Annotated in this window: 16 protein-coding genes; 9 read left to right on the forward strand and 7 right to left on the reverse strand. The window is 71.4% G+C overall.

All coding sequences use genetic code 11. The features are described 5' to 3' along the window. Positions 1 to 5: 5 nt before the first annotated feature. The 3 genes from ABGA98_RS19825 to ABGA98_RS19835 all read right to left on the reverse strand — a co-directional run bounded on the left by ABGA98_RS19825 (position 6) and on the right by ABGA98_RS19835 (position 3,053). Positions 6 to 1,682, reverse strand: coding sequence for a glycosyltransferase (locus ABGA98_RS19825; protein WP_347619812.1), 1,677 nt, complete (start codon positions 1,680 to 1,682; stop codon positions 6 to 8). 172 nt (positions 1,683 to 1,854) lie between these two features. Beyond that, complete coding sequence (locus ABGA98_RS19830) at positions 1,855 to 2,583, reverse strand: FHA domain-containing protein (protein ID WP_347619813.1); 729 nt, start codon at positions 2,581 to 2,583, stop codon at positions 1,855 to 1,857. 44 nt (positions 2,584 to 2,627) lie between these two features. Then, entirely contained in the window at positions 2,628 to 3,053 is a 426-nt protein-coding gene (locus ABGA98_RS19835) for a hypothetical protein (RefSeq protein WP_347619814.1), read from the reverse strand. A 121-nt stretch (positions 3,054 to 3,174) separates the two neighbouring features. Here ABGA98_RS19835 and ABGA98_RS19840 point away from each other — a divergent pair, with 121 nt between their 5' ends. Next, positions 3,175 to 4,671: a serine/threonine-protein kinase gene (locus tag ABGA98_RS19840; protein WP_347619815.1), complete on the forward strand. Its 1,497-nt coding sequence runs from the start codon at positions 3,175 to 3,177 to the stop codon at positions 4,669 to 4,671. 72 nt (positions 4,672 to 4,743) lie between these two features. Here the strand turns inward: ABGA98_RS19840 and ABGA98_RS19845 are convergent, their stop codons facing one another. Beyond that, positions 4,744 to 5,082, reverse strand: a complete 339-nt coding sequence (locus tag ABGA98_RS19845; protein ID WP_347619816.1) for a DUF3040 domain-containing protein — start codon at positions 5,080 to 5,082, stop codon at positions 4,744 to 4,746. A 270-nt stretch (positions 5,083 to 5,352) separates the two neighbouring features. Here ABGA98_RS19845 and ABGA98_RS19850 point away from each other — a divergent pair, with 270 nt between their 5' ends. From ABGA98_RS19850 to ABGA98_RS19875, 6 genes are all read left to right on the forward strand, one after another. Then, a complete protein-coding gene (locus tag ABGA98_RS19850) occupies positions 5,353 to 5,643 on the forward strand; it encodes a hypothetical protein (protein ID WP_347619817.1) in 291 nt (96 codons plus the stop codon). A 123-nt stretch (positions 5,644 to 5,766) separates the two neighbouring features. Continuing rightward, positions 5,767 to 6,840, forward strand: coding sequence for a peptidase (locus ABGA98_RS19855; RefSeq protein ID WP_347619818.1), 1,074 nt, complete (start codon positions 5,767 to 5,769; stop codon positions 6,838 to 6,840). A 127-nt stretch (positions 6,841 to 6,967) separates the two neighbouring features. Further along, positions 6,968 to 7,723, forward strand: coding sequence for a trypsin-like serine protease (locus ABGA98_RS19860; RefSeq protein ID WP_347619819.1), 756 nt, complete (start codon positions 6,968 to 6,970; stop codon positions 7,721 to 7,723). A 208-nt stretch (positions 7,724 to 7,931) separates the two neighbouring features. After that, positions 7,932 to 8,735, forward strand: a complete 804-nt coding sequence (locus ABGA98_RS19865) for an SAM-dependent methyltransferase (RefSeq protein WP_347619820.1) — start codon at positions 7,932 to 7,934, stop codon at positions 8,733 to 8,735. Between the two features lie 63 nt (positions 8,736 to 8,798). Then, complete coding sequence (locus tag ABGA98_RS19870; protein ID WP_347619821.1) at positions 8,799 to 8,984, forward strand: hypothetical protein; 186 nt, start codon at positions 8,799 to 8,801, stop codon at positions 8,982 to 8,984. 131 nt (positions 8,985 to 9,115) lie between these two features. Next, entirely contained in the window at positions 9,116 to 10,315 is a 1,200-nt protein-coding gene (locus tag ABGA98_RS19875; RefSeq protein ID WP_347619822.1) for a DUF1266 domain-containing protein, read from the forward strand. A 45-nt stretch (positions 10,316 to 10,360) separates the two neighbouring features. Here ABGA98_RS19875 and ABGA98_RS19880 read toward each other — a convergent pair whose 3' ends face one another. Continuing rightward, positions 10,361 to 10,732, reverse strand: coding sequence for a cupin domain-containing protein (locus ABGA98_RS19880; protein WP_347619823.1), 372 nt, complete (start codon positions 10,730 to 10,732; stop codon positions 10,361 to 10,363). Between the two features lie 290 nt (positions 10,733 to 11,022). On the opposite strand from ABGA98_RS19880, the gene ABGA98_RS19885 reads away from it, so the two are divergent. Next, entirely contained in the window at positions 11,023 to 12,630 is a 1,608-nt protein-coding gene (locus tag ABGA98_RS19885) for a BTAD domain-containing putative transcriptional regulator (protein ID WP_347619824.1), read from the forward strand. Here the strand turns inward: ABGA98_RS19885 and ABGA98_RS19890 are convergent. Further along, positions 12,627 to 13,637 (reverse strand): LuxR C-terminal-related transcriptional regulator, encoded by a 1,011-nt coding sequence (locus ABGA98_RS19890; RefSeq protein WP_347619825.1) that lies wholly within the window; start codon positions 13,635 to 13,637, stop codon positions 12,627 to 12,629. The two genes, ABGA98_RS19885 and ABGA98_RS19890, sit on opposite strands and share 4 nt — an antisense overlap. Before the next feature lie 134 nt (positions 13,638 to 13,771). Between ABGA98_RS19890 and ABGA98_RS19895 the strand changes: the two genes are divergently transcribed. After that, positions 13,772 to 14,878 carry a sialidase family protein gene (locus ABGA98_RS19895; RefSeq protein ID WP_347619826.1) on the forward strand — a complete coding sequence of 369 codons (1,107 nt, stop codon included), beginning with the start codon at positions 13,772 to 13,774 and terminating at the stop codon, positions 14,876 to 14,878. A 215-nt stretch (positions 14,879 to 15,093) separates the two neighbouring features. Here the strand turns inward: ABGA98_RS19895 and ABGA98_RS19900 are convergent, their stop codons facing one another. Then, complete coding sequence (locus tag ABGA98_RS19900; RefSeq protein WP_347619827.1) at positions 15,094 to 16,431, reverse strand: acyltransferase; 1,338 nt, start codon at positions 16,429 to 16,431, stop codon at positions 15,094 to 15,096. Positions 16,432 to 16,593 lie beyond the last annotated feature (162 nt).

The raw sequence follows: 16,593 nt of genomic DNA on the forward strand, positions 1-16,593 counted from the left end.
CCCGGTCAGCCGCGCAGCCGCTTGCCCAGGGCTCGTTTCACAGTGCCGGCCAGGGTGGTGCGCACGCCGCGCTGGGCCTTCTGGGCCGCGTAGAGCTCGCGGCGCAGCGTGCCGACCTCGCGGCGCAGTTCCACGGTGCTCTTGCGCCAGCGCGCGGCCTCGTCCCGCCACTTGGTGACCTGCGCGCGCAGCCGCTCCGACTCCTTGGCCAGCCGAGCCGCCTCGGCCTTGGCCTGGATCCTGGCCTTGTACGCGCTGCGCCGGCCGGGCAGCTCGGCGGGCTCGCGGGTGAACCCGTGCTTGTCGCCCTCGACCCGCTGAACGCCCGAGACGGCCTCCACGGCCGCGTCGAGCGGCTCTCCCTCCCGGGCGACGAGCCGGGCGCGGGCGAACGCGGACACGCGCTCCAGCCTGGCCGGCACCGCGTCGCCGGCCGGCTCGCCGAGCACCACCTCGATCAGGCCGAGCCCCTCGACGCGGGCCAGGTCGAGCAGCACGGCCACGCTGTCCTCGCCGGGCACCCAGCCCGCCGGCAGGCGCAGCACGAACGGGACGCGCGGGTCGACCTCTTCCGCACTCGCCAGGCGCACCCGGCTCTCGTGCTCGTAGTGGCCGTGGACCAGCACCAGATCGAGGTTGGGGTCGTTGAGCGGGGCGCGGCAGTCGCGGTCGAGCGTGTCCCACGGGCCGACCACGACGACGGACAGGTCCACCACGGTCGACGCGAGCAGCGCGTCCACGCTGGCGCGGACGGCTTCGTACCCGGCCGTGCCGTCGACGACGGCGGTCACGTAGGGCACCTGCCACTCCCGCGTGGGGTGCGTGCGCAGCCACTGGTAGGCCGGGATGCGGTCGGCGACGAACGCGTGGCTGACCCGGTCGATGCTCTTCTGCTGCCGCATCCGCATGGTCGGCCCGAGGTGGTAGGCGCGGGCCCGCGGCTCGGGGACGAACACCGCTCCCGCCTGGTGGAGGCGGAAGCCCATCTCGGTGTCCTGGCCGACGATCAGGTCGTCGTCCATGGGCCCTGCCGCCTGCACGAGGCGGGCGTTGACCGAGGTGGCGCCGCCGACGTGCAGGCTGAACGGGCGCGGCGAGTTGGTGGTGAGACCGTCGGTGCGCTCCACCAGGCCGACGAGCCAGGCGTGCGGCGCGGCCGGCTCGAACGCCGCCTCCAGGTCGTCGGGCAGCACCTCGGGCAGCGGGGCCTCGGTGAACCTGATGTAGCTGGTCACCGAGAGGTAGGGGGCGGTGTGGTGCCAGCGCATGTGGGCCTCGATCGCACCCGGCGTCAGCACCACGTCGGAGTCGAGCCAGAAGATCACGTCGCCGGTGGCCTCGGCGAGCCCCGCGTTGCGGGCGCAGGCCCGGCCCGGCTTGTCGCAGACGGTCAGGCGGGCCGCCGTGCCCACGGGCAGCCGCAGCGGGGGCGAGGTGCCGTTGTCGACGACGATGATCTCCGTCAGCGCGGCCGGGTACGTCTGCCGCGCCAGCCCCTGTAACACCAGGTCGAGCTTGTCCTGGGCGCCGTAGGCCGGGATGATCACGCTGACCCGCAACTCGGGGGTGAACTGCTCCTGCGGCTGCAGAACGCGGTAGTCGTTGCCGCGCACGCGCCGCGCACCACCGTCCGGCACCAGATCTTCCGGGGGGTACGGGAGGCCGGGACGATTGTCGGACATGCGCGCGGTGCTCCTCTGACAGTCGGCTCGGGTCGCGGACGGCGCTTTACATTACGCCACCTTCCTGGGGAAACCCATTGGTCAGGATGCTTTTGCACCGCATCGCCCCAGGTCGTCCCTAGCAGCAAGCTCACAGGAACCCCCCGATGATCCCCCACCCGCCGCCCGTCGGTCAGCGGCGGGGCACAGGGAGCAGGGCGAGGTGCTCGCTGGTCACCAGGTCGAACCTCAGGGCCAGCGAGACCAGCGCGTGGCGCTGCCAGTCGGCCTTGCCGTCGCCGCCCTGCGGGCTCTTGACGTGCAGTTTCTTCTCCGCGAGATAGCCGATGTGAAAGCCGATGGCGGTGCGGCTCAGGCCCAGGTCGGGGAGCCGTTCGGCGATCTCGGGGATGGTCGGGATGCGCGAGGTCGACGGGTCGCGCAGGCGCGGCTCGCACAACGCCACCAGGATGCGGAAGTATTTGGCGTTCTGGTCGAGGGGGTAGGCCACCTGGGTGGCCGCGCCGCCGTCGGCGCCTCCCGGCGGCACGTGCACGTGCTGCGGCGCGAAGACCAGGAACGACACCGTGCCGTCGACCGCGGGCAGGCTCACCCGGGAGAACTCGAAGGAGATCGGCGCCCCCACGCGTCCCGGCTGCACCTTCACGAACTCCCCGCCGCCCTCGGGGTTCTCCACGACGTACGTCTTCGACGTGCTGAGGTTGGACAGCAGCCAGTAGTCTCCCACCGCGACGATCTTGCCGGCGCGGCGGGAGACCGCGGGGTCGTCCAGCACGATGTCCACCGGCGAGCCCGGGGTGCCGCGCCCGAAGAACGCCTGCTCGCCCGGCCCGAGCTCCAGAGAGTACGGCCGGTCGTCGGTCGGCGTGGCCGCCATCTGGATCAGGATCGTGCTGTGCATCGGAGGGACCTTACTCGGGATCTGATAGGGGTGTCGAGGTCACATCACTCAGGCAACGGCTTGCCGCCGGGGCCGCGGCAGGTGCGCAGGCCGGCGTCGGGCTCGTCGTTTCCGCCCCCGCGGAAATAGACCTCGTTCACGTAACCCCATCGGTTGTTGTCGGCCATGGTGGCCGCCCACCAGTAGTTGTGGTAGCGGCCGAGCTCGTAGCGGGCGCCGACCTTCTCGCACAGGTACCAGTCGTTGCCCGCCGGGTTGATATACCCGACGATCGTGCCCTTCCTCGCCGACTTGTAGACCGGGATGCTCCCGCTCGGCGACCAGTCAGGGCAGTTCTGGACCTGGTAGGTGCCGTGTTTGTACGCCTTGCCGCACGGCTGGCCGTCCCCGGCGGCCTGCGCGGCGGGTGCGATGGCGGACAGGAGGCCCAGGGTGAAGGCCCCCGCGATCGCGGCTCGTCGGACAATCATGGTGCATTCCTCCCCGTTTCGGTGTTGCAACCCGATCCTGGACGCCACCTGGGATCGGGTAAACCTGTCAGCTGCCAGGTGACATGGACGAACCCCGTGCCCATCGGCCATGATGAGCCGAATGACGGCGCCATCCCACGCAGGTCGCTACCGGATCGAGCAGCTCATCGGCGTCGGGGGTTTCGCCTCCGTGCATCTGGCGCACGACGACGAGTTGCGCTCGCCCGTGGCGGTCAAGATCCTGGCGGACAACTGGGCCCGCAAGACCGACGTGCGCGAGCGCTTCCTGCAGGAGGCGCGCCTGCTGCGCAGGGCCGACTCCCACCTGCTGGTGCAGGTCTTCGACATCGGCGAACTGGACGACGGACGGCCCTACTTCGTGATGACGTACGCCGACCGCGGCACCCTGGCGGAGCGCCTGGCCAGCCGCCCGCTCCCCGTCGACGAGGCGCTCGGCGTGATGCGGGACATCTGCCAGGGTGTGGCCGTGCTCCACAGCATCGGGGTCGTCCACCGCGATCTGAAGCCGTCGAACGTGCTGTTCTGCTCCCGTCCCGAGGGCGGCGAGCGGGTGATGGTGGCCGATCTCGGCATCGCGCGGTCGACCGACCATCTGAGCGGGCTGACGCTGCCCGCGGGATCGCCCGGCTACCAGGCGCCCGAGCAGCTCTACTTCGACGGTGCTCCGGACGCGCGCGCCGACGTGCACGGACTGGGCGCGCTGGCGTACCACATGCTCACCGGGAAGGTGCCCGCCAAGCCGGAGCACCGGGTGCCGCCCAGCGCGCTGAACCCCGAGGTGTCGGAGGTGGTCGACGTCGCGGTGATGCGGGCCCTGGACCCCGACCGGGAGGTCCGCTGGCCCGACGCCGCCGCGTTCGGCGCGGCCCTGAGGTCGTCCGCCGTTCCCGATCTCGCTCCCGTGCCCGCACCGGGTGACGACGGCGAGCCGCACGAGGAGGAGCCGCACGAGGGCCCGTGGCGACCGGGGCGGCGTACGGCGATCGTCGCCGGCACCGGAGTCGTCGTCGCCGCCGCGACCGTGACGGCCGTGGCGCTGACCGCGTCACCTCCCGTCGATCCGCCGCCCGAGCAGAGCACGACGGCCGGCTCGCCGGCCGCGTCGTCCACAGCGTCGTCCACCGGCGACGCGACCGGCGGCCACCTGCGCGCCGGGTCCGACATCCCCGACGGATACCGCGGGTGGATCGTGCAGGCCGGCACCTACTGCGAGTTGCCCGGCCTGAGCCCGGCGCTGATCGCCGCGATGCTCAAGGCGGAGTCCGGCTTCGACCCCGACCTCTCCGACAAGGCCAACGACGAGTACGGCATCGCCCGGTGGACCCCCGAGGTGTTGTGGCACTGGCAGCCGGGCGGCCTCCAGCGTCCCGAGCCGTCGCCGCCGTTCAGCCCCGAGTTGTCGATCGTCTCCATGGGGCGGTTCATGTGCCGGCTCGGCCCCCAGGTCGCGAAGATCCCCGGCGATCCCGCGCTGAAGCTCGCCGCCCTCTACCGCAGCGGCGTCGCCCCGCTGAAGCAGGCGAACGGCGTGCCGGCGAAGTGGCGCGACTACACCACCGAGGTGGCCCGCTACATGCGCGACTACCAGCCCGCCTGACGCTCCACCCGCCCGGCGCGGCCACGCCAGGCCTGACACTCCACCCGCCCGGGGCCGCGCACCCGCTCGCGGTCAGGGCGGGGCGGCGGGCTGCGGCGTTCCGATGCGCGCGCCCGGCGGTGCGGCCGGCTGGCCGGTGGCCGTGGCGGGCCCGCCGATCCGGGACGGCGGCGGGGCCTGGCGGGGGGCCGCGGTGAGGATGACCAGCACGCACAGCCCGACCAGCACGACCACGGTGAGGAACACGCACACGACCTCGCACGCGGACACCTGGCAGGCGAACCGCTGCGGGTCCAGGCCGCACGGCGACGCGTTGAGCGCGTCGATGCGGTGCGCGAACGGAGGGTCCTCCCGGCGGAGCTCCTGCTCCATCTCGGCCAGGGCCCTTCGCTCCCAGTCCGACAGGCTCATGGTCGCTATGGGGCCGGCGGCTGGTCGCCGGGCGTGAAGCTGGTCACATCGTTCTCCCTCGTCCTGCCGGGGGGAACGGTCCTTCGCGCCGCCCCTGCCGGGGCGATGCTGGTCAGCCGCCGCGCTCCTACCCGAGGCGTTCGCCGCGAATCGCCCGTTACCGTTACCAGCCAGATCCCTTGCCATGTTTACGCCCGAAGGGCCAGGGCATGCCCGTGTTCGCCCGGCCCTGAGATCGCTGCCGGCTTCGTCCCGGCGGAAAGGAGTGGCGTGACTGTCCCGCACCGGCCACGCGAGGAATATCGCGGGCATACCGCCTGCACACCTCCGCCCACCGGCCAGCTCTTCGAGATCGTCGTCCTGGACACCACGGGAGACGACGGCCGCGCGCGGTGGAACACGGTCGGCTGGGGGGTCGACCGGGCCGACGCCGACGCGATCGCCAGGACGTACGTGACCCGGCAGCTCTGCCCGTACGAGGCGGTCCAGATCCGGCACGACGGGCGGCTGCTCGCCGAGCACCGGCGCTCACTCGAGGAGGCGGCACACCGCGAGCGGTGACGCACGGTCTCGTGGCCGTTCCGTCATGTAGTGCCGCCATATCAATCTGCGCATGCCTTGAGCGACATGGATGTCGCCATGCGTACCTCCAATCGGCAGATTCCGGTTTTCGGGAGGTACGTAATGCACCGCAGAGTCGCCCTGCTCTCCGCCGCCGCGGTCGTCGCCGGCGTCCTGGCGCCCGCGGGAGCCGCGCAGGCCGGCGCCCTGAGCGGCCCTGACCGCGACGGGCCCGTCAGGTGGTCGGCCACGGACTCGTGGTCGGAACGCAGGACCGTCTCGCAGTACTGGACCCGGCAGCGCATGCTGGCGGCACAGCCGCTGTCGTCGCCCGCGCCGCGGCGCGCCGCCCGGTCGGAGCAGCCCTCCCAGGGCGACCCGTGGTCGGCCCGCGGCACCTCGGCCACCAGCGACAACCGCGGTTCGTGGACCACGCGCGGCTCCTCCACCACCCCGTCCCGTGACACGGGCGCCACCTCGGCCGTCAGGCGGCAGGCCGCGGTGCCGAACAGCCCCGGCCTGCGGTGGACCGACGCGGGCGCGGTGGTGCGCACCACCGGCCGGGTCTTCTTCACCACCGCCGACGGCCAGAACTCCTCATGCTCCGGCACGGCCGTGACCAGCGCGAACGAGAGCGTGGTGATGACCGCGGGGCACTGCGTGAAGCTGAACGGCCAGTTCCACCGCAACTGGGCGTTCGTCCCTGCCTTCGATGAGGGGCAGCGGCCGTTCGGCACCTGGGTGGCCAGCAGGTTGCTGACCACCCAGCAGTGGAACGCGCGCGAGGACATCAATTTCGACATCGGCGCCGCCGTGGTCGCGCCGCTGCAGAACCGGACGCTGACCGACGTCGTGGGCGGGCAGGGGGTGGCGTTCAACCAGCCGAGGATCCGGCAGATGTTCTCGTTCGGCTATCCGGCCGCGGAGCCGTTCGACGGCTCCGAGCTGATCTACTGCAGCGGGCGGTCGTTCAACGACACCGTCCAGACACGCGACCTGGGGCTGCGCTGCAACATGACCGGGGGCGCCAGCGGCGGCCCGTGGTTCCAGGGGTTCGACGAGTCCACGGGGCTGGGCTGGCTGAACTCCGTCAACAGCTTCAAGTACAACTTCGCCCCGGACTTCATGTTCGGCCCGTTCTTCGGCGACGAGGCGATGGCCGTCTACCGCGCCGCTCAGAACACCAACGCGCTCTGAAAGGTGTTCCCGGCCTGGATCCGCTCCGGATCCGGGCCGGAAACGGCATGAGTAGATCTTTTTTCCTCATCTTCATGCACAGGATAGGGGTGTTTATACTCGTCAAATGCGTTTCGTCCTTTTTGTCATGATTTTCGCTGCCCTGATCATGAGCCCCTCCGCGCCGGCAGCAGCCATCACCAACGGTGTCGCCGACGGAAACGCACACCCCGAAGTCGGCGCTCTCATCGCGAAGAAGGCGCACCCCGACGGCTCATGGGCCTACTGCACCGGTACGCTCATCGCGCCCACCGTCTTCCTCACCGCCGCCCACTGCGGGGCGCGCGGACAGAAGACCGCCAGGGTCACATTCGCCGACCGTTACCGGCCCGGGACCACGTACTACACCGGGCGCTACGTGCCGGATCCTCGTTTCAAGGACGAATCAGCCCTGCACGACATGGCCGTGGTCCTCTTCGACAAGCCCATCCCCGGCATCAAACCCGCCCAGCTCCCCCGCGAGGGCATGCTCGACGAGCTCGAAGCCGAGGGCGAGCTGCAGAAGTCGGCCTTCACCCCCGTCGGCTACGGCTCGCTGAACCCCACCAAGAAGACGAAGGACGGCCCGCGGTTCCGCTACCCGGACACCCGCAACCAGGCCACCATCTCCTTCAAGAACCTCTCACGCCGGTGGCTCGACCTGTCGCTGAAGGCCGAAGGAGACGGCAGCACGTGCTTCGGCGACTCCGGCGGCCCGAACTTCCTCGGCGGCCCCGAGTCGCACCTCCTCGTCGCCACCTCGATCAGCGGAGCCGACGACGCCTGCCGGGGCACCAACTACGACTACCGCCTGGACACCCCCACGGCCCGGAACTTCCTCGACGAGTACGTCACCCTCCCCTAGCGGCTACCCAAGCCCTGCCGGGACCCTGCACTGGTGCGACATGATCGCCACACGGGCCGCCGTGGTCGCGGCGCGCGTGACCGCCGGCGAACGATGCACCATCCGGGGTCTTTGGCGGGTTCAGTGTCGAATGACGCCTTCTTTACACCCCGCCCCACCTGATTGCGCTAACTTGAGTAAGAGATGATCTACCGGGGAGGTCGGGGAAATGGTGGAGCAGGGGCGTAACGGACCGGCGGGCATCGACGTCACCAGGCCGAGCGTAGCCCGGATGTACGACTACTACCTCGGAGGAAAGGACAACTTCGAGATCGACCGGGAGGCCGTGCGGCAGGTCGAGAAGGCGATGCCCGAAATCCGCGAGCTCGCCCAGGAGAACCGCGCGTTCCTGCGCCGCGCCGTGCGCTACATGGCCCGCAACGGCATCCGGCAGTTCATCGACATCGGCTCCGGCCTGCCGACCGTGGGCAACACCCACCAGATCGCCCAGGAGATCGCCCCCGACTCCCGCGTGGTCTACGTCGACAACGACCCTGTGGTGCTGCAGCACGGCCGCGCGATCCTGGCGACCGACGACAACACCAGCGTGGCCGCCGCCGACATGCGCCGCCCCGCCGACGTGCTCGGCCACCCCGAGACGGTCAAGCTCATCGACTTCAACGAGCCGGTCGGCGTCCTCATGATCGCCATGGTGCACTTCCTCACCCTGGACGAACGCGGCCCGATCATGCGCCAGCTGCACGGCGCCCTGCCGGCCGGCAGCTACCTCACGGCCACCCACGTCACCACCGAGGCCCACTCGCCGGAGGCGGTGGCCCAGATCGAGGCCGTCTACGCCAGGACGCCGACGCCGATCTTCTTCCGCGAGCACGGGGAGATCGCCCGCTTCTTCGACGGCTTCGACCTGGTCGAGCCCGGGCTGGTGACCATCGACAACTGGCACCCGGACCCCTCCGACCCGGCCCCGCAGGCCACGAAGTGGCTCTACGGCGGCGTCGGCCGCAAGGCCTGACAGGCCCCCGCACAACCTCCAGCCCGCATGTGAGCCATGTGGAGCTCGGCGACTCTGGTGGTGATGCGCCGGACCGGAATCGTGACGGCGACCCAGGAGGGCGCCACCGTCGTCTACGACCTGAGCAGCGGAGACGTGGCCGAGCTGATGCGCTCGGCACGCCGGATCCTCACCGACGTGATCGTCGGGCAGGACGAGCTGCCGGCCGAGCTCCGAAACGCCGAGACCAGGCGCCCGCCCCCAGGGTGACCCGCGAGGTGGCCTTCGACCGGCAGGAATCAGGACTTTCCGCTGGTCACCAAGGGCTTCACCGCTTCATACGCGGGGAATGACCGAAATTTCACTATTTGCGGGGAGTTTGTTCACTAAGGTCTGCCTGCATGGGAATGCCGATCAACAACCCGCCGGGACAAGGACCGCCCTGGGTGCCGCCGACCGACGTCGAGCGGGCATTGTTCGACGCCAAGTCGCGCGGCGACTGGGACGCGTACGTGAGCGTCCTGCTGGGCGTCGACACGTTCTCCTACAAGCCGAAAGACCGCGTCGACAGCCGCAAGCTGGTCGTCAACTGGCTGACGGAGAAAGGGCCCGAGGGCAAGGACTGCCTGGTCGTCTACACCCGGGGCGAGCTGCCCCCGAGACGGCACGACGCCGTCGCCTGCGAGGTCGGCCTGCCCTTCCCTCCCGAGGAGTGGTGGGGCGGCGAGCTGCAGGGGCTGCTGGTCAACCCGGGGAGCCCGTCGGGGGCGTACTTCAACGACGCCAAGCGCCAACGCCGGCACTGGAAGTCGCTCAAGAAGGGCGTCCCGAAGCGGGGACACGACGCCGACCAACTGCTCACCAGGTACACCGGCCCCCTGCACGGGCCGCTCGCCCACGGGCTGGCCTGCGGCGGACACCTCGCCGTGCACAACGGGGTGATCTGGAACGAGGTCGGCGACGTCTACACCCACTACGAGGGCGACGTCGAGAACCTGCGCGAGTCCTGGGGCGTCACCGACCGCGGCGGCTGGCAGACGCAGGTCACCGCCCTGCTGGAGGGGCGCAACAGCCCGGTCGAGCCGGAGTTCCTGCTCCAGGTGAGAAGCGATCTGGCCCGCCAGTACCCGGGCTCGCAGCGCGACCCGTCGATGTGGCAGCAGGCGGCGGCCGGCGTGCTCGCCCAGAAGGGCATGGGCCCGCCCGGCATCGACGCCATGATGCAGCTGATCGGGCGGATCGCCCGCTACGAGGACCGGTTCCGCGCCGACGGCATCCTGCCGCCCGACGGGTACGTGACCTCGGCACTCGGCTACGACTTCGGCCGGGCGGTGAACTTCGCGCGCTGGGGGCTCAGCGCCCGCTTCGCCGAGCCGTACGAGGTGGAGCAGGTCGTGATCAAGGCCGGCGAGCTGACCCGGCAGGTGTACGGGACGTGGGAGTCGTTCTCCGCCGGCTACATCCTGGGACGGGTGCTGCGCTTCGACGACGAGGCCTTCGGCCACATGTACGACTCCGCGCTCACCCCGCACCGCATCCTCACCCAGGATCCCGGCAGCCCGTGGCGGAACATCCCGTTCGCCCTCGACGCCCCCAGGTAGACCCTCCGCCCACTCAGCCGACAGGGCAACACGCCTGCGGCGGGGTCAGGCGGCGTGCTCGGCCCGGTCGGCCTCCTCCTTGGTCTTGTGCACGGCCCCGTCGGCGTGTTCCGGCGGGCCGTACACGGTGTAGAGGACCAGCGGGTTCACGCCGGTGTTGACGAAGTTGTGCCGGGTCCCGGCGGGGACGGCCACCAGGTCGCCCTGCCGTACCTCCCTGGTCTCGCCGCCCACCCGGGCCTCGCCCACGCCGGAGACGAACGTCAGGATCTGGTCGATGCCCTCGTGGACCTCGTCGCCGATCTCGCCGCCCGGCGGGATGGTCATGATCACCAGCTGGCTCTTCTCCCCCGTCCACAACACGCGGCGGAAGTCCGCGCTCTCCTCGGCGACGGTCGCGATGGTGAAATGGTGCACGGTCGGCTCCTGCTCTACGGGTTCGTACGGGCTCTCCTCCTGCCTGATCGCAGGGCCCGGTAAACCTCCTCGCCCGAAATCGCCCTCTCACCCGAGCCACCAGCGCGGCGCCCGTCACCGCCGGCGACGATCCGGCGTTCCTCGTGCCGCCTCCCTGTTACGTAACTGGTACGGCACAGCAGGCCCAGGTGCGAGGCTAGGGCCCCGGGCTTTACAGGCGATGTCGAACCGATTCATGAAGGCCCGGTCGCTAGGGGGAGACGGTAATCGAACGGTCGACGGGGGATGACATGACAACGCAGATGGAATTCCGGATCCTCGGGCCGCTGGAGGCGAGCTGCCTGGGGCGTCCGGTCAAGCTGGGCGGCCCGCGGCCGCGCTCGCTGCTCGCCGCCCTGCTGCTGGACGCCGGGCGGATCGTGCCGCTCGACCGGCTGGTGACGGCGATCTGGGGGGATCGCCTGCCCGGCTCGGCACGCAACCAGGTCGCGATCCACGTACACACGCTGCGCAAGGCGGTCAAGGCCGCCGGCTGGGACGCGGAGCTGATCACCACCGAGCGGGTCGGCTACCGGCTGCTCACCGACGACGTATGGCTGGACGCGCACGAGGCGCGGCAGCAGGCCGCCGCCGCCCGGCGGGCGAGCCGGCCGGAGGAGGCGTCGGCCACGCTGGCACGGGCGCTCGACCTGTGGCGCGGCCCGGTGCTGGCCGAGATCGACACCACCGAGATCGCCGCCGCCGCCCGCGGCCTGGAGAACTCCCGGCTCGACATCGCCGAGGAGTGGGCCGACGCGGAGCTGGCGTGCGGCCGTCCCCGCGAGGCCGTGGCGCGGCTGGCCGGGCTGGTGGAGGAGCACCCGCTGCGCGAAGGGCTGCGCGAGCGGCTGATGCTGGCGTTGTGGCGCTCGGGACGGCAGGCCGACGCACTGGAAAGCTACCAGCAGGGGCGCCGGCATCTGCTGGACGAGCTCGGCCTGGAGCCGGGACAGGCCCTGCGTGCCCTCCAGCAGGCGATCCTGGCAGGACCGCCTCCTGCCGGCGCGGCGCACGAGGACACGCCCGCGCCACCGCCCGGCACGTCCACCGCGCAGCCGGGCGCGTCCGGTGCTCAGGTGGATCAGCCCGTTCCGTTGGTCACGGTACGTCCGGCGCAGTTGCCGCCGGCCGTGTCGGCGTTCGTGGGCCGTACGCCGCAGATCCGGATGCTCGGCCGGTTGAGGCGGCCGCACCGGGACGGCCTGCCGGTGGCCGTGATCACCGGCGCCGCGGGGGTGGGCAAGACCTCGCTCGCCCTGCGGTGGGCCCATGAGGTGGCCGGGCGGTTCCCCGACGGTCAGCTGTTCACGAACCTGCACGGCTACGACCGGGACAGGAGGTCGGCGGAGCCGTCGGCCGTCCTCGAGCGTTTCCTGCGCGCACTCGGGGTGCCGGGGACGGCGGTTCCGCCCGCGCTGGAGGAGCGGACCGCGCTGTTCCGCAGCACCCTGGACGGCAAGCGGGTGCTGGTCCTGCTGGACAACGCCGAGTCGGCCGCGCAGGTGCGCCCGCTGCTGCCCGGCACGCCGGACTGCTGCGTGATCGTCACCTCGCGGCGCCGGTTGGAGGGGTTGACCGTGAGCCACGGCGCGCTGCAGGTGCCGTTGGACGTCCTGAGCGAGCAGGAGTCGGTCGAACTGCTCGAACGTGTGGTGGGGGCCGAGCGGGTGTCGGCCGAGCACGAGGCGGCGACCTGGCTGGCGGCACTGTGCGACAGGTCGCCGCTGCCGCTGCGCATCGCGGCGGCGAAGCTGACGGCGAGGCCGCGGTGGTCGCTCGCCGAGATGGCCGAGCGGCTGGCCGACGAGCACCACCGGCGGGGGCGGCGGGTCCAGCCGGGCCGCGGGCGGTGGCTCTAACCGTGCCGGGGAGCGTCCTCGCCCCACCAGCCGCGGCGGGCGGCGAGCAGCCCGGCCTGGAAGCGGGTGCGCGCGCCGAGCCGCTCCATCATCTCGCTGACCCGCCGGTGCACCGTACGCAGGCTCACGCCGAGCTGGCGCGCCACGGCCTCGTCCTTCAGCCCGGCCGCCAGCAGCGTGAACAGCTCGGGGTCGGGAAGGTCGGCCGGGCCGCCGGACGGCGCGTCGAGCGGTCTGGCCGGCAGCGGCAGCGCCGACCTCCACAACACCTCGAACAGGGCGACCAGCGCGTCGAGCAATGTCGAGGAGTGCACGATGACCGCGCTGTCGGCGTGGGCGGACTCGTCGGTGCTCAGCGGCAGGATCGCGATCCGCCGGTCGGCGATGGCCAGCTTCATCGGCACCTCAGGGCTGACCCTGGCCTGCTCGCCCGCGGCCACCGACTCCTGGGCGAGGCGCAGCTTGCCGGGGATCTCCAGGGCGGAGGCGTCGTAGATGCCGCGGACCTGGAGGCCGTGCGCGAGGCGCTCCATCTCGGCGACGTTCTGCTCGCCGGGATCCTGCGCGTACGGTGGCCGGTCCAGCACCAGGATCTCCCCGGTCGCGGCCTGCTGCAGCTGCGTGAACCGCTGGACCACGGCCGCCCGGCCCTGGACGACCTCGACGAGCTCCTCGGGCGAGTGGTTCTCCGTGCGCGGGGTCTCGGCGAGCATCGCCAGCGCAGCCAGCCGCGCCTGCGCCAGCCCTTCCTCCCTGCGCGAGATGAGGGCGGAGACCGCCACGTCCGGCCGGGTCGCCAGGAACCGGACCGGGCGCCCCGCCATGCGGCTGACCAGACCCAGCGCCTCCAACCGGGCGAACGCGCGGCGCAGGGCCACCGTGGTGCGCCCGGTGTGCGCGGCCAGCTCGTGCAGCGTCGCGCGCGGCCGGCGCAGCAGATCACGGTATATTTGCTCGTCCTCGGCGTCGACGCCGACCGCCGCGAGCGCGTTGTCATGCGGATCCACGATCCACAAGCATGTCATATTTATGAAATGTCGCAAAGCTGCCAACCGCTGAGCTGGCCCCGGCGATCCGCTTCCCGGTAGGACGGACATGGACCTGTTGATGTTCCGCACCCATGCCTGCCAGGGAGGCAGCTTTGAAGAAGGTTTTCGCCATCGGGTTGACGGCCGCGCTCGCGGTCATGTCGCCCGCGACACCGGCGTCCGCCGACGGTTTCGGCCGCTGGCACCAGCCCTCCTGCGAGACGGTCACCGGCGACGGCACGGTGACGTACACGCGGGACGAAGGCAAGACCATCACACCGACCAGCAAGAGGTTGGAACCGGTCGTCTACACGACCGGCCTTGTCACGCTCGACCGCCCTGACACCTTGCTCTCCTTGGCCAACAACCAGTTGTCGCGCTCGTCGGACGCCGGCTGCACATGGGAACCGGTAGGCGAGGTGGCGGGCTCGTACGTCGAGCTGACCGCGGCCCGCGGCGACCGGGCCTACGCGTGGGACCGCGACGGCCACGTCTCGCTCGCCACGCCCGACGGGGTCACGCCGCTGACCTCGCCGTCCGGCAGGCTGGCCGGGCTCGGCACCCACCGCCGCCACGGCGACCAGTTGCGGGTGGCCGACGGCGACGGGCAGTTGCACGAGTCGCGCGACGGCGGGCGCACGTGGCAGCCCGTCGGCGTGCCCGCCTGGGAGAAGGACGAACTGCGCAGCGTCTACACGGCGGTGTTCGATCCGCACAACCTCAACCACGTCGTGCTCGGAGCGTCGGACACCGGGGTCCGCGTCACCTTCAACGGCGGGCGCACCTGGACGACGGCGAAAGGGCTGAGCGCGTCCGGCGGGAAGGTCAACGTGTTCAGCGCCGCGATCGCGCCCACCTCGCCGAACGTCGTGTACGTGATGGGGCTCGACCTCGACGAGCTGCATGCGGGCGCGCCGTCCGGCGGCCGGCACATCTACCGCTCGATGGACGGAGGCCGCCGCTTCACCCCCGTCGTGGACCAGGGCGACGGCATCACGATCCCCAACGGGCCGCTGCTGGCCGCCCATCCGAGGGACCCGGGCGTGCTCTATTTCGTGTGGGGAACCGGATGGTCCTCGCTCGGCACCGACATCTACCGGTACGACTCCTGGCGTGACCGCGTCACCACCCACCACAACGCCTACGACCGGGTCACCTCGATCGCCTTCAACCCCGCCGACTCCAGCGTGATGTACCTGGGGGTGGCCGAAGAGGTCTGACCGCCCCGCGAGAGAGGCCGGCGCACCACCCGTCACCCTTCCGGCTCCAGGGTGGCGGGAGGCGCGGCCACGGCGCCCACAGGCTGTGGACGAGAGCTGACCTGAGCGTCGGCACCTTCGACCGCGAGTACGGCATCGGCACGGACGGCACTCGCGTGACGGGTACGCAGGACAACCATTGGTGATCCCGCCGTGACGCGGGCCGGCCTCGTACGTCAGGGGCCCGGGCCGGAGCGGCCGGGGAAGCCGCTTCTCAGGAGCCGCAGGAGCGCGGCCCCGGCGAAATAGCCGATCAGAGCCGCCGTGGGGAAGCCGGCGGGGCCGTGATGACCGGGCCCGGCCAGGGCGACGGCGAGGAGGCCGCCCACCACGGCGGCCATCCCGGCGAAGGTCAGTGCAGCGGCGCCGCGTCCCGGAGGCACGCTGGGGCCGCCGCGCCGTTCCACAAACCCGAACACCGCGACGAGCAGCCCGAGGATGAGTGCGAGCGCGGCGAGCCAGGGGATGCGCAACCACAACCACGGAAGGGATCCGGGCGCGGCCTGGGGCAGCAGCCCGGTGGGGTAGAGCGCCAGGACCCCGAGCACGGCGGCGGTCATGTGCCACAGGAACAGGGTCATGATCACCGAGTTGACCGCCACGACCGCCGTCCACTGCCGCACTCCCTGCAACCACCGGTTGACGGGCCCGTGGAGGAGCAGCGCGACGCCGGTCTGGGCGGTGGCCAGCGCCAGCAGGGCCAGGGTGGGTGGGGACGTGTTCTGGATCTGCTGCCCCGCCACGCCGACCATGCTGACCGGATAGGGGCCGAACACGGTGAGCCCCACCAGGGCGGCCAGCCCGGACAGCGCCAGGGGCAGCGCGACGGCCGGGCGGGCCGGCAGCCGCCCGTCCTGCCAGGCGAAGCCGAGCTGGTGCACCGCCAGCCAGGCGAACAGGTAGTTGCCCGCGCCGCTGTAAGGGATCCACGGCACCAGACGCCCCACGTCGCCCGCAGCGACGAGGACGACCAGCACGACGGGCACGGCCAGCCCGTACCTGCGGTGCAGCGCGTGCATCACCGGCGTCAGGACCACCGCCGACAGGTACGCCACCAGGAACCACAGCGGGATCCCCGCCAGCCAGACCCCCATGCCGACCAGCTCGGGACCGACCCCCGCGAACCCGGCGGCCAGGCCGGCGGCCGCGAGCACCGCCAGCACCATCGTGGTGGGCCGCACCAGCCGGTCGGTACGGCGCAGCGTCCACCCGGTGGCGCCGCCGCCCTCGCGGCGGTGGGCGGCGAGCGAGGCGGCGTTGGCGTACCCGCCGACCAGGAAGAAGATCGGCATGACCTGGAACACCCAGGTCAGCGGCCGGGTCCACGGCACGACGTCCAGGACGTTGACCCCGTGCAGGCCGCCGTTGTAGCTGACCGAGAGCGCCAGCCAGTGCCCGGTCACCACGGCCGCGATCGCGACGGCACGCAGGAGGTCGACGTGGCGGTCGCGGTGGGCAGGGGTCTGCTCGGCCTTGCGCCGCAGCTCTCTCGCGGCCCGCTCGATGGCTCCCATGACGCCCTCAGTGCACCGTGTGCTCTTTCATGCTGGAGCATCTACCCAACCCGGGAGGCACCCGCCGGAACGTCGGGAAAATGGGCACGGGTAATAGCCGTGATGTTTCCTCGACATACGGTTTGCATCGCGTGTTCTTGGCGTGACACATGGTCATTTCTT

Source organism: Nonomuraea sp. B1E8, from assembly GCF_039871515.1.
Classification (GTDB): Bacteria; Actinomycetota; Actinomycetes; order Streptosporangiales; family Streptosporangiaceae; genus Nonomuraea.